The sequence below is a fragment of the Aeromonas sp. 1805 genome (assembly GCF_013085525.1).
GTDB lineage: Bacteria > Pseudomonadota > Gammaproteobacteria > Enterobacterales > Aeromonadaceae > Aeromonas > Aeromonas hydrophila.
In genome coordinates, this window is record NZ_CP038515.1 from 1157910 (window position 1) to 1170919 (window position 13010).

General features: G+C 61.6%; 13 protein-coding genes and 1 pseudogene. 8 read left to right on the forward strand and 6 right to left on the reverse strand.

Annotation, left to right across the window (positions count from 1 at the left end; all coding sequences use genetic code 11):
• Nucleotides 1-388 precede the first annotated feature (388 nt).
• The 4 genes and pseudogenes from E5E96_RS05545 to E5E96_RS05560 all read left to right on the forward strand — a co-directional run bounded on the left by E5E96_RS05545 (nucleotide 389) and on the right by E5E96_RS05560 (nucleotide 4665).
• A pseudogene (locus E5E96_RS05545) lies at nucleotides 389-1266 on the forward strand (cation diffusion facilitator family transporter).
• 149 nt (nucleotides 1267-1415) lie between these two features.
• A complete protein-coding gene (locus tag E5E96_RS05550; protein ID WP_024946369.1) occupies nucleotides 1416-1700 on the forward strand; it encodes a DUF3811 domain-containing protein in 285 nt (94 codons plus the stop codon).
• Nucleotides 1701-2099: 399 nt separating this feature from the next.
• Entirely contained in the window at nucleotides 2100-2312 is a 213-nt protein-coding gene (gene cspA, locus E5E96_RS05555) for an RNA chaperone/antiterminator CspA (RefSeq protein WP_011707644.1), read from the forward strand.
• A 406-nt stretch (nucleotides 2313-2718) separates the two neighbouring features.
• Entirely contained in the window at nucleotides 2719-4665 is a 1947-nt protein-coding gene (locus E5E96_RS05560; RefSeq protein ID WP_171283208.1) for a ligand-gated channel protein, read from the forward strand.
• Between the two features lie 34 nt (nucleotides 4666-4699).
• Here the strand turns inward: E5E96_RS05560 and E5E96_RS05565 are convergent, their stop codons facing one another.
• The 3 genes from E5E96_RS05565 to E5E96_RS05575 form a co-directional block, all read right to left on the reverse strand.
• Nucleotides 4700-6187, reverse strand: coding sequence for a transporter substrate-binding domain-containing protein (locus tag E5E96_RS05565; RefSeq protein ID WP_103828009.1), 1488 nt, complete (start codon nucleotides 6185-6187; stop codon nucleotides 4700-4702).
• A gap of 103 nt (nucleotides 6188-6290) precedes the next feature.
• Nucleotides 6291-7682 carry an ATP-binding protein gene (locus E5E96_RS05570; RefSeq protein ID WP_024946365.1) on the reverse strand — a complete coding sequence of 464 codons (1392 nt, stop codon included), beginning with the start codon at nucleotides 7680-7682 and terminating at the stop codon, nucleotides 6291-6293.
• Between the two features lie 4 nt (nucleotides 7683-7686).
• A complete protein-coding gene (locus E5E96_RS05575) occupies nucleotides 7687-8409 on the reverse strand; it encodes a response regulator (RefSeq protein WP_011707648.1) in 723 nt (240 codons plus the stop codon).
• Nucleotides 8410-8589: 180 nt separating this feature from the next.
• Between E5E96_RS05575 and E5E96_RS05580 the strand changes: the two genes are divergently transcribed.
• From E5E96_RS05580 to E5E96_RS05590, 3 genes are all read left to right on the forward strand, one after another.
• On the forward strand, nucleotides 8590-8769 hold the full coding sequence (locus E5E96_RS05580) for a hypothetical protein (protein ID WP_171281266.1): 180 nt from the start codon (nucleotides 8590-8592) through the stop codon (nucleotides 8767-8769).
• Nucleotides 8770-8851: 82 nt separating this feature from the next.
• Nucleotides 8852-9178: a hypothetical protein gene (locus E5E96_RS05585; RefSeq protein WP_011707649.1), complete on the forward strand. Its 327-nt coding sequence runs from the start codon at nucleotides 8852-8854 to the stop codon at nucleotides 9176-9178.
• A gap of 219 nt (nucleotides 9179-9397) precedes the next feature.
• Nucleotides 9398-9748 carry a hypothetical protein gene (locus tag E5E96_RS05590; RefSeq protein ID WP_130631524.1) on the forward strand — a complete coding sequence of 117 codons (351 nt, stop codon included), beginning with the start codon at nucleotides 9398-9400 and terminating at the stop codon, nucleotides 9746-9748.
• Nucleotides 9749-9806: 58 nt separating this feature from the next.
• Here the strand turns inward: E5E96_RS05590 and E5E96_RS05595 are convergent, their stop codons facing one another.
• From E5E96_RS05595 to E5E96_RS05605, 3 genes are all read right to left on the reverse strand, one after another.
• Nucleotides 9807-10226: a hypothetical protein gene (locus E5E96_RS05595; RefSeq protein WP_011707651.1), complete on the reverse strand. Its 420-nt coding sequence runs from the start codon at nucleotides 10224-10226 to the stop codon at nucleotides 9807-9809.
• Nucleotides 10227-10384: 158 nt separating this feature from the next.
• Nucleotides 10385-11386: a sensor domain-containing diguanylate cyclase gene (locus E5E96_RS05600; protein ID WP_171281702.1), complete on the reverse strand. Its 1002-nt coding sequence runs from the start codon at nucleotides 11384-11386 to the stop codon at nucleotides 10385-10387.
• Between the two features lie 188 nt (nucleotides 11387-11574).
• Complete coding sequence (locus tag E5E96_RS05605; protein ID WP_171281703.1) at nucleotides 11575-12495, reverse strand: AraC family transcriptional regulator; 921 nt, start codon at nucleotides 12493-12495, stop codon at nucleotides 11575-11577.
• A gap of 75 nt (nucleotides 12496-12570) precedes the next feature.
• Here E5E96_RS05605 and E5E96_RS05610 point away from each other — a divergent pair, with 75 nt between their 5' ends.
• On the forward strand, nucleotides 12571-12969 hold the full coding sequence (locus E5E96_RS05610) for a VOC family protein (protein WP_158196525.1): 399 nt from the start codon (nucleotides 12571-12573) through the stop codon (nucleotides 12967-12969).
• Nucleotides 12970-13010: the final 41 nt, after the last annotated feature.

Consider the following 13010-nt stretch of genomic DNA (forward strand, 5'->3'; position numbering starts at 1 on the left):
AGACTACAGTACGCTTTCAGTGACGATCCTGCGATCGCACTCAGTCCAGCATACCCCTAATCTTGCGCAAGAATCCACCCTCATCCCATCACCCAGTGGCCGCAGATGTTCACCGGCTTCCGCTGACCCGATCCGGGCGGGGAATGAACGGCCGGAGAAGCGATTTATTCCTTATAAAATAACGCCAAACAGATTTATTTCATGATGATGTGAAATAAACCACTGAATGCCAAAATGAATTCTCTTTAAATAATGAGAGATAATTTAGATAAGCATTCTCACTATCACCAGAAACAAAAAGTTACAACCCAAAGCAGCGCCTCCCTGGACAAGCTGATATTATCCAGCCCTATTTGTGAAAATATTCCAGCGAGAATAAGGACGTCCCATGACCAGAAAAACCAGAGCGGCCTTGGTCTCAGTTTGCTCCAATATCACCTTGATTATCATGAAGATATTTGCCGGCATACTGAGCGGTTCCGTCAGTATTATTTCCGAGGCCATTCACTCGGCCATGGACCTGGTGGCGGCATTGATCGCGCTGGTGGCCGTACGTAAATCGGATATTCCCCCCGACCAACGCCACCCCTACGGTCATGACAAAATTGAAAACGTCTCCGGCGTGATCGAAGCGCTGCTGATCCTGCTGGCAGCCGGCTGGATAATATTCGAGGCCGTCGGCAAATTGATCACGCCTACCCCGATCGAGGGGTGGGTCTCGGTGTGCTGGTCATGCTGTTTTCGGCGCTGGTCAACAGCGGCGTCTCCGCCTACCTCTACCGGGTGGCCAAGGAGGAAGAGTCCGTGGCCCTGGCCGCCGATGCGCTGCATCTGAAGGCGGACGTACTGACCTCGCTCGGGGTCGCCGTCGGCCTGCTCGGTATCTGGATCGCCGCCAGACTGGGCTACAACCTCTATCTGCTGGATCCCATTGTTGCCATCTGTGTCGCCCTGTTCATCCTCAAGGAGGCGATCGCCATGCTGAAGCAAGCCTTCCAACCCCTGCTGGACCACAGCATGGACGAGGAAGAGCTGGCCATCACCACCAGAGTGATCGAGGAGTGCTGCCCGGAGCATGGCGGCTTTCACGATCTGCGCAGCCGCCAGGCCGGGCGCCGTCGTCACATCGACTTCCACCTGACCTTGCCAAAAGAGATGAGCATCGAGCACTCCCACGCCATCTGCGATCGGATAGAGCAGGGCATCATGCGGCACCTCCCCCACGCCGTCGTGCTGATCCATGTTGAACCAAGCGGGCATGGTTAACGGCGCTGAGCCGTGCGAGGGGAATGCTGCAGGCCATTCCCTTCGACAACGGCCATCCGGTGGAACGGTATTCGAAAACGGCGTCGATTGTGCAATAAACGGCCGGCAGGTGTGGTAGGGTGGACTATTCCCGCCATCAGGAGCACGCCGTGAAAAAGTTGGAAATGAAGGACCTCACCGACGCCGAAAAGGCCGAGATCACCCTGCTGCTCCAAAAAGCACAGGCCAATGCAGATCACCAACTGAGCAATGCCGAGCGTAACCGCATCCGCGAGGAAGGTAGACTCAAGATAGTCGCAGACCGTGCTGCCGCCGCCAAAGTGGCCGCCAAACTGGCACGGGAAAAGGCCAAGGAGCGAGCCAGCAAGCAGGTGTTGCCAGAGACATTCAGCTGGGTGGACTCCGTCAGCAACAAGTTTCGCAGCAAACGCTGACGGCCAATCCTCCCGCTCAAGCGCCCCCTACCTCAATCAGCCAACTCACACCATGGCAGAGAACAACCCTCTGCCATGGTGTGTCCAGCGACCTGCAACGCCGCAGGATCCTGCGCTGCAGACACCCACACCGGGAGTGGCTGCGTCGATATCCGACCACTCGCAGCGAGATAAAATTTGCTTTAAGAAAATGGGCATGTTTTAATCTTTTGCGATGGTTCGGTAGTTCAGACCTGGTTATGTTAGGCAGTCATTTTAGTAAAGCAGCGATTAGTATAAGAATTATCCATGATTCTTCTTATCAAATAATTCTCCTTCTTTAGTGCTCCCCATACGTATTGCTGACGAAAAATCATAGATTGCCATTTGGCACTTTAAACGCTATTTAAGGAAATTATCATGTCCAACAAAATGACTGGTACCGTCAAGTTCTTCAACGCCGAGAAAGGTTTTGGCTTCATCTCCCCGACCGACGGCAGCAAAGACGTGTTCGTTCACTTCTCCGCCATCCAGACCCCGGGCTTCAAGACCCTGGACGAAGGTCAGCGCGTTGAGTTCACCATCGAGCAAGGCCAGAAAGGCCCGGCTGCTGCTAACGTAGTAGCTCTGTAATTCAAGCCGGGGATCCGGTCCGCCTGCTCATGCCGGCTGGAACGATCCGCTGCAAGAATTGAAAAAACCCGCTTCGGCGGGTTTTTTGTTGTCTGCCATTTGCCATTCCCCCTCTGCCGACCCTCTCAACCTTCTCTCTGTCCCGCCCCCGCTTCCCGTCACCGCGCCACACATGCTCCTCATCCCGTATCTGCTGGTGAGAGGATAACCGCACAATATTAATGAGATTAATTATCATTTACACATCATCCAGCGATCACTACAATGCCTGCCGACCGACTTGGTGATTATCCAATTGAACCTTTTCTGGTCCTGGTTTCACGCGGGATGCGATGAGACCCCCATCGATTCACCCAAAGGATGAATGCATCTTCTTACTAAAAGAGTTCAGGCCAACATGATAACAATGCACCGCAACAAGCTGACCACGCTCATTCTCGCCGCCCTCGCATCACACGCTTATGCCGCCGAGCAGGAGGTCATGGTCGTGACCGCCTCCGGCTTCCAGCAGAAGATCGAGGATACCGCCGCCTCCATCTCGGTGGTGACCCGCGAGCAATTGGAGAAACGCGCCTATCGCGACGTGACCGACGCCCTGAAGGATGTGCCCGGGGTGGTGATCACCGGCGGTGGCAGCAGCAGCGATATCAGCATTCGTGGCATGGGCTCCAAGTACACGCTGATGCTGGTCGACGGCAAACGGGTCGACAGCCGTGGCACCCGTCCCAACAGCGACGGCCCCGGCATCGAGCAGGGCTGGCTCCCGCCGCTGCAGGCGATCGAGCGGATCGAAGTGGTGCGCGGCCCCATGTCCTCCCGCTACGGCTCTGACGCCATGGGCGGCGTCATCAACGTCATCACCCGCAAGACCGCCAGCATGACGGCCTGGCAGGGCTCGCTGCATGCCGATTCGACCTTCCAGGAGAACAAGGAGTCCGGCGACATCTTCCAGACCAACGCCTATACCGCCGGCGCCCTGGTGGATGGACTGCTGGGGATGCGAGTGAACGGCCAGCTCTCCCACCGTGGCGAGGATCAGTTCCAGAACGGTTTCGCCGAGCAGGAGATGCGCAGCGGTACGGCCGTCTTCAGCCTGACCCCGGACGAGCACAACCGCTTCGATTTCGAGGCCAGTCGCGGCCTGCAGGATCGCAACCGCACGCCGGGCGAATCTCTCTCGGCCAAGTCAAAACCCAGCCTGAGCACCTACGAGCGCACCAACTTCGCCATCACCCACGACGGCCGCTATGACTTCGGCTCCTCCACCAGCTACCTGCAGCGGGAAGAGAACACCAACCCCGGCCGCCAGATGAAGCTCATCAACACCATCGCCGATACTCACACCCAGTTTGAACTGGGGGAGCACTATCTGAGCGTGGGTGGCCAGTACCGCTACGAGGATCTCCAGGATCAGGGCAACCAGCTCAACGTGGCCAACCGCGCCAATCAGCTGACCCGCTGGAGCTGGGCCATGTTCGTGGAAGATGAGTGGTCGCTGACCGACACCTTCGCCCTGACCGGCGGCGTGCGGATGGATCAGGACCAGAACTACGGCACCCATTGGAGCCCGCGTCTGTACGGGGTCTGGCACCTGGCCGACTCCTGGACGCTGAAAGGGGGCGTCTCCACCGGCTATCGTTCACCGGATCTGCGCATGTCGGCCGCCAACTGGGGTCAGGCCACCGGTGGCGGCACTCAGGACGGCATGTTGGTCGGCAGCCCGGAACTGAAACCGGAAACCAGCGTGAGCCAGGAGATCGCCCTGCTGTGGGATGGTCAGCAAGGCTTGAACACCGGGCTGACCCTGTTCAATACCGACTTCGAGGACAAGATCTCCGAGATCCGCCGCTGCACCAGCAAGAACGACCCCTCCTGCACCCTGAACGGTCACACCTATGACTTCATCAGCGACCGCATCAACGTCGACAAGGCGAACATGCGCGGGGTGGAGGGCACGGCCAACTGGACCATCAATGACGCCTGGTCGCTGGCCTCCAGCTACACCTTCACCCAGTCCGAACAGAAGAGTGGTGCAATGGAAGGCAAGCCGCTGAACCAGATGCCGCGCCACATGTTCAACACCACGGTCGACTGGCAGACCACCGAGACCGTCAGCCTCTGGTCACGGGTCAACTTCCGCAGCAAGACCTCCGATTACCTGAGCCGGGTCAAGATGGCCGAGGGTACCCCCTCCTACACCTTCTTCGACACAGGTCTGGTCTACAAGGCCAACGAACACTTGGATGTCACCGCCGGTGTCTACAACCTGTTCGACAAGACAGTGGATTACTCCAGCTTCGGTACCGTGCTGGATGGTCGCCGCTACACCCTGGGCATGACCTACAACTTCTGATGACCCGCCGCCGCCCGCTCTGGGCGGCGGTTTTTTATTTCCCCCCCTCGCCAGCCGCCTCTTTCACGTAGCTTGCCGCCTGCCAGGTGTTGCGCCCCTGCGATTTAGCGCCATACATCAGCTGATCCGCCTGCAACAACACCCGTCGACCTTCCGCCCCGCCCCCTGCCGGCACCCACACAGCCCCCGTGCTGATGGAGATGCCGAGCGCTCCGGCACTGGTTGGCAACTTGTGGCTATTGACCTCCCGCCCGATCCTGGCGGCCCACTGCTGCAGCGTCGCCATGTCCGCCACCAGCAGGCTGATGCAAAACTCCTCCCCGCCGATGCGGGCAAACAGGGCGCTGGCGGGCAGCACCCGCTGTACCTGCGCCACCATGGCCGACAACACCTCGTCCCCGACCCCGTGACCGAAGTGATCGTTGATCCCCTTGAAGCGATCGAGATCGAACAGCAGCAGGGCCGAGGCCTGACCGCTGGCCAGCCGCTGCTCCAGCAGTGGCAAAAAGGCGCGCCGGTTGAGGATGCCGGTCATGGAGTCGGTGCCGGCAAGGCGCTCCAGCCTGGCGTTGGCCTGGATAAGCTCCGCGGTGCGGCTCGCCACCGCCCGCCGCAACTGGATGATGTAGGCCATCAGCACCAGGCCGCCGATGGCCAGCAGCCAGGGCCAGAGATGGACCGGGTAGACGGTCTCGATGTGCATCCACTTGCGGACGATCCGTTCCCGATCCGCCTCGCCGATGCGGGAGAAGCCCTGCTCCAGCTCCTGCTGCAACGCCTGGTTGCCCTTGGCGACGGCGAAGCGGATCTCGTCGCTGTAGAGGTGGCGCACCGGGATGAAGCGGGTGGGATCCGCCGAGGTGTAGATGTAGAAGTTGGCCACCTGCAGATCGGCGATGAAGGCATCCAGCTCGCCGCTGAAGGCCGCCCGCAGCATGGCGTCGTTGTCATCGAAGGTGCGCAGGCGCGTGGTGGGGAAGTGCTTGCGGGCGTAGTACTCCTCGTAGCCCCCCGTCACCACCCCCACGCTCTCGTGCAGCAGGTAGTAGTTCACGTCCGAACCGCGCAGGGAGTTGGCGAAGAAGAGCTGGGAGTCGACATGGGAGAGGGCCTGACCGTAGTCGTAGACCAGATTGCGCTCCGGCGACCAGAGCAGGCCGCCATGGACATCGGCCTGGCCGTTGCGAACCAGGTCCAGCGAGGCCTGCCAGTCCACCAGCTTGAACTGGATCGGACGACCGGTGACCCTGCCATATTCGCGCCACAGATCGATCAGCAGGCCATCGGGCTCCCCCTCTTCATTGAGGTAGGAGAAGGGCTGCCAGGCCTTGGAGTTGGTCACGATGAGCGGCTTGAGGGGCGTATTCGCCAACACGGGCCACGCCTGTGCCAAGAGCAACAACCACACCCCGCACCAGACTCGCCACCGAAAACCAGAATCGCCCGCCATCCCTGCACCAACCTTGCTGTTTGGCCGTCTGTGCGGCCATCGATTATCGCCACCTTCAGCATAGAAGAACAAGCATGAGCGAGTATGAAATAGGCGTGATTTCAGTCAGATAAGTGCAAGATAAAAAACGGGGAGGCGGCTCGTCGCCATCCTCCCCGCCCTGCTCCCGCCGCTCTTACAGCGGCAGGCTGATGCGCGCTTCCAGCCCGCCCTGCTCGCGGTTGTGCAGGGTCAGCTCGCCGCCGTGCTGGTGCACCAGGGTGCGGGCGATGGAGAGCCCCAGCCCCACGCTGCCGGATTCGGTGTTGCGGGCCTCGTCGAGTCGCACGAACGGCTTGAACACGTCCTCCAGCCTGGCCGGATCGATGCCGGGCCCTTGATCGCAGACCCGGATGACCAGCTCGCTGTCGGTACGCTCCAGCGACACCTCGGCGCTGCCGGCGTACTTGATGGCGTTGCCGATGAGGTTTTGCAGCACCCGGCGCAGGGTATTGGCGCGACAAGCGTAGACCTGCTTGCCCTCAGCCAGGCAGGTAACCGGCTGGCCGGTGTCGGCATAGTCGTCGCACAGGCTCTCCAGCAGGCTGACCAGATCCAGCTCCCGGGTCGCCTCCTGCTGCCCCTCCTCCCGGGCAAAGCTGAGGGTCGCCGCCAGCATCTGCTCCATCTGCTGCAGGGTCTGCTGGATCCGCTCCTTGTCCTCCCCCTCGTCCAGAAACTCGGTGCGCAGCCGCAAGCTGGTGATGGGGGTACGCAGATCGTGGGAGATGGCCGCCAGCATCCGGGTGCGGTCCTGCACGAAGCGATCGAGCCGGGTGTGCATGCGGTTGAACGCCTGGATGGATTCGCGCACCTCGGTCGGCCCCTCTTCCCGCAGCGGCTCTATGTCCTCGCCACGGCCGAGCCGATCCGCGTTGGCGGCCAGTTGCTTGAGCGGCAGGGTGGCGCGGCGGAACAGCCAGATCATCAGGCCGATCACCAGGCTCGCCACCAGCATCAGGTTGAGGGTGGTCTGCCAGGACCAGCTGGCCGACTCCTTGTCCACCAGCGAGCTGAACTGCAGCCAGCCACCGCGCGGCAGCTGGATGGAGCCGTACAGCCGCATGTCCTGCGGTGGCGGCATCCCCTTGCGATCCTTCATCATCCGGCTGTGGTGCTGCCAGGCGCGGCTGCGCTGGGCATCCTGCTTGAGCTCGGCGCTGATCTCCACCATCAGGGTCGAGGGGTAGCCCAGCCGGGAGCGCACCAGCTGCTCGAAACGGGGGCTGCGGTTGTCCGGTTGCAGCGGCTCGTCGGCGATGCGCAGCAGCAGGGTCTCGCTGCGGCTCGCCTTGATGATCTCGTCATAGAGGGAGGGGGGCGAGAGGGCCAGCAGCCGTACCACGGAAACAATCCGCTGCATGGCGTTGCGGCTGTTGATGTAGCCGAGCGCTTCCTCCCGATCCGTACGGTAGATCTGGATGCTGAGCAGCTGGATCAACACCAGCCCGGCCAGCGCCACCAGGATGATCTGGCCGGTCAGCCCCTTGGGCCACAGTTTCGACCAGCCACGCTTGAGGATCCCCACGGCCTTATACCTGGGTCACATCGGCGGCGAACAGGTAACCGCCGCCCCAGATGGTCTTGATCAGCTCCGGATTCTTGGGGTCCCGCTCCAGCTTGCGCCGCAGCCGGCTCACCAGGGTGTCGATGGCCCGGTCGAACGCCACCGCCTCGCGGCCACGGGCCAGATCCAGCAGCTGATCCCGGCTCAGCACCCGCTGCGGCCGCTCCAGAAAGACCCGCAGCAGGTCGAATTCGGCGGTGGAGAGGCTCAGGCCCACCCCTTCCTCATCCACCAGCTCGCGCCGGTTGATGTCGAGCAGCCAGCGATCGAAGCGCAGATCCCGGGTCAAGGTTTCGGCCGCCGGCTGCGGCTCGACCTGGGTGCGACGCATCACCGCCTTGATGCGGGCCAGCAGCTCGCGCGGATTGAACGGCTTGGCGAGGTAGTCGTCGGCCCCCATCTCCAGCCCTATGATGCGGTCGGTCTCCTCCCCCATCGCGGTGAGCATGATGATGGGCAGGCTGGACTTGGCCCGCAGCTCGCGGCAGAGGGTCAGGCCGTCCTCTCCCGGCATCATCAGATCCAGTACCAGCAGATCGAACTCCCGCTCCTCCAGCAGCCGCTTCATCTCCTTGCCATCCCGGGCACAACTGACCCGCAGGCCGTGCTGTTCCAGAAAACGCTTCAGCAGATCGCGGATCTCGCTGTGATCGTCGACCACCAGAATGTGGGTGCTGCTTTGGTTCATGAGGCCTCTCCTGTTAGAGCTGGCACGAGTATACGAAAATCTGCCGGGCGGTTTGTGTCAAAGTGTGCCAGATCAGCAAGATGCCACACTCTGCTACAAAAAAGCGCCCGTTCGGCAAAGTTGAGACACAAGCCGGCTGTTTACTGTGGCCATCCCATCGGTTGCAGGAGTAGACAGGCCATGCTGGCCCTCACCACCCCCTTGCTGCTGGCCTTTGCCGCCAGCGAAGCCCTTGCCAGAAAGGCGAACGGCAGCTCACCCCAACCGGCGAGCGCCCCGAACCATAAGCAGACATCCTCCGCCGACAGGGCCCCCGGCCGCGGCGATGCCAAGGGAGCGACCGAACCCCCTTCGTCATGATGTGTGGCCGCCAGGCGGCGGCTGCGCACCCTGACTTTTCTGCCGCCATCTTGCGGCGAGTCATACCAAGGAGACCAATATCATGATCAACAAGAGCCTGACTCTGTTAATGCTGGCCGGCCTGGCCCACACCGGCCTGGCCCAGGCCGCCCTGCCCGCCGACGTCAGTGCCGCTCCCGGCCTGTTGTTCGTCAACTGGCACGATGCCGTCAGCAGCAATGAGGCACACCCCACCCTGGTGATCCGCAACGCCACCGGCGACGTGCTCAAGCGGGTGCCTGCCGAGTTGCAGGGGATGCAGCAGGTGCGTCTGCCGATGCGGGCCCAGGGTGACCTGACCCTCAGCCTGGACGGCGAGAGCAGCAGCTACCGTATGCCCTACAGCGTCGGCAGTGGTCGCCAGCGCTAAGCCGGCCCCAGCCTAAAAATACCCCGCCAGCGGGCAACGCTGACGGGGTATTTTTATTTCCCGTCCGGCATGCGCCCGGTCAAGCCCTGTACAGGGTCACCGTGTCACACTCTGCTACAAAATAGGCTTCAACTGGCAAAGTTCAGACACCAGTCTGGTGTTTACTTAGGGTCAAGGCGAGCAAGCCGACCCCGAACTCAATCCGCAAGGAGATAGACCATGAAAAAACTGACCAAGACCCTGCTGACCGCCACCCTGATCCTTGGCCTGCCGCTCGGCGCCTATGCCGCCAGCGAAGCCGTCACCACCGCCCAGCCCGGCATGATGACCGACTGCCCGATGGATGGCAGCGGCATGATGGGCGGCAAGCACCATGGCGGCCGCCACGACAAGATGGCCCGCATGCAGAACATGACGCCGGAGCAGATCCAGACTCACCTGCAGCAGCGTTACGACAAGATCGAAGACCCGGCCAAGAAGGCTGAATTCGTGAAAAACCTGAACCTGCGTGCCGATGGCATGACCAAGCACGCCGAAGCGATGAAGCAGTTCGCCGAAGCGCATCAGTAAGTCGACAAGCAGCAAAAAGGGGCCCTCGGGCCCCTTTTTTCATGCACGTCGTTCAGACTCAAGCCTTGGTCTTGTCGACCAGGTTCAGGGTCTTGACGGTCTCGCCTTCGAACTTGATGAGCACGTTCTTCTGAGCGGCTTCGGCATCCTTGAACAGGGTCTTGGAGGTCTCTGCCAGCATGGGAGAAACCTTGTTCAGGGCGCCCAGGTCATAGGTCCACACTTCCAGACCGGCTTCGGTCTTGGTGCTGGCCGGTGCGCCCAGCTTGTCCTTGATGGCCTGCTTGTTGGAGCCGCCTTCCTTGATGTCCAGCGCCTTCTTGATCGCTTCATTGGAAGCGCTGTCCATGGCGGAGCCGGCCATCTCTTTGGCAGTGCTGGTCACGCTGCTGGTCACTGTGTCGGTCAGGGAATCCATCAGACCGGCGTTCGCCATCAGGGGCAGTGCAGTCAGGGCAACCAGGATGCTCTTTTTCATCGTTTCATGTCTCGCGGGGGATTAAAGAGCGCGCATCAGACCAGCGTACTCGTACGGAGTCAAGATGAGGGTGCGGTCAAGACGCATTCGGGGGGGATAACCAGAATAATCCGACATGGCGGCGAGCTCGCCGGACCGCCGACGCCGGCATGGGCGGACTACTCGCAGATCTGGTTCTTGCCTGTCAGCTTGGCCTGGTAGAGGGCCCGATCCACCCGCACCATCAGCTGGCTCATGGGATCGTCCGGCTGGTACTCGGCCAGCCCGAAGCTCATGGTGATATCGAAGTGCTGGCAGACCCGCGACTGCACCAGCAGCTCCCGCAGCTTGTCGGCCACCAGCCGGCCATCGAGCCGGCCGGTATTGGGCAGCACCACCATGAACTCGTCGCCGCCCCAGCGGGCAATCAGGTCGATTTCGCGGATATGGCTGCGTACCAGCGCCACTATGTTGATCAGGGTCTGATCCCCGGCGTGGTGGCCGTGGTTGTCGTTGATCTGCTTGAAGTCATCCACGTCCATGGCGATGACGGAGAAGGGCTGGTGAAAGCGCTTTGCCCGCTCGCACTCCTGGCGGATGGCCCGCTCCAGCCGGTAGCGGCTGGCGGCACCGGTCAGGGCATCGGTCTCCGCCAGTTGGCGGTTCTCCTCCGCCTTCTGCTGCAACGCCTCGTTGAGCCGCACCAGCTCGGCGGTGCGCTCGGCAATCTGCTGCTCCAGGGTGTGATTGCGCCGCTCCAGCTGCTCCAGCAGCAGCTTTTGGGCGTGGATGTTGCGATGGGCACCGATCATCCGGGCCACCGACCCATCCGGGTTGCGGGCGATGACGCGGCCGCAATCCTCGATCCAGATATAGTCGCCGGCGCGGCTGCGGCAACGATACTCGACCCGGTAGTCGGGGGCGGCGCCGCTCAGGTAGGCATCGAAGCTGGCCATCACCCGATCCATGTCGTCGGGGTGGATCACGCTCTCCCAGGTGAAGACGTTGTTGCCAAGGGAGTGGGCTTCGTAGCCCAGCATCTGATACCAGCCCGGGTTGCGATAGACGAAGCCGGTGTTGGCATTCCAGTCCCAGATCCCGTCGCTCACCACCGCCAGAATGCCGTGTATCACGGCCTCGCTGACGTCCGAGATCCTGATCGTGTCGCTGTCCTGCAGCATGAAGACCATCCTTGTCTTGCCGCCCCGCAGGGTGCGGGGCATTCCAGCCTGATGTTGAGAAATGACAGCGGCAGACGGCTGCACAGCCCGCTATCCGTTGATCGATGAAAACCGCCACCGCTTATTCCGGTTATCGGCCGCCATCGGGTTCGTCTGAATAACAGTAGCAACCAGTGTGGCTCAATATTTCACCCTTGTCCGGTTTTAAAGGCGGGATGATGCAGGCTGCGATAGTGGCTGGGCGCCAGCCCGTGCTGCCGTTTGAAGGCGGTGGAGAAGTGGTACTCGTTCTTGAAGCCGCACTGCTCGGCCAGCCGCTTCACCGAGTCGGCCCGGCTGGCCAGCAAGAGCGCCGCCCGTTGTAGCCGCAGCCGTTGCAGCAGCGCCATGGGCGCCAGCGCAAAGTGCTGCTGGCAGAGCCGGTAGAGCTGGCGTTCGGAGAGATGCAGGGCACCAGCCATGCGCGCTATGTCCCACGGCTCGGTCAGCGCCTCTTTGAGCAGCAATTCGAGGCGCAGCGCCAGCCGCTCGCCACGCCGCTGCCCCTCCCCCTTCTGCAACAGCCGGCGCAGGTAAAAGCCGAGCTGCTCTACCAGCAGGGCGCTGAGCAGCGGGTCCTGATGGCGCTCCTGCTCCGCATAGAGGTTCTCGAGCGTGCGCAGCACGGTGGCCTGCTGGGAGGTGCAACCGAGCCGGGGGTGGCTGGCGAAGGCATCCCAGGGGGAATCCTTGTGCAGCAGCAGCCACACCAGCTCCCACTCACTACCCTTATTCACCTGCTGATTCAACGGCTCGTTCACCTGCTCACTAGGCTGCTCACCAAGCTGGTAGCAGAGCGGCTCCCCGGCCGGGATCAGCGCCCACTCACCGACCTGCAACCGCTCGCGGCGATCGCCCACCTGCACCTCCCCCTCGCCGCCCAGGGTCAGCAGAAAACAGTGCACATCGGCAAAGCGGCGCGCGATGCGGTAACGGGTCTTGAGACGGGAATAGCCCGCCAGCCACACCTGCTCCTGTGCGAGGGCCGGCAACAGGCTGTCACAGCAGATCTGCTCGCGGCAGTCGGGGGAGACATCGACAAGATCGGTGTTGGCAGTTTCAGACATCATCAGGACGGGCTCAGCCATGTCGAAGGAACAGGCCCCAGCATAGCATTAAGGGCATCAAGTCACAGGAGACAAGCCATGCATATCCATCACGTCGCCATCTGGGCACAGGATCTGGAGGCACTCAAGGCATTCTACTGCACCCTGTTTGGCGGGCAGGCCAATGAGCGCTATCACAATCCAAGCAAACAGTTCAGCTCCTACTTCGTGCGCTTCGAAGGGGGTGCCAGCCTGGAGCTGATGCACACTCCCATATTGTTTCCGGCAGATCTCAGTCTACCGCACCCGTTGCAGGGGCTGGCCCATCTCGCCTTCTCCCTCGGCAGCGTGGAGGAGGTGGACAAGATGACCGCCCGCCTCAAACTGCTCAAGGGCGCCGAGGTGAAACACCTGGACGGCCCCCGCTGGACCGGCGACGGCTATTATGAGAGCACCTTCCTCGACCCGGAAGGCAACCGGCTGGAGCTGACCATCTAATACCTGAATGCTCCCCTCACCCTCTTCCCAAGGGAGAGGGG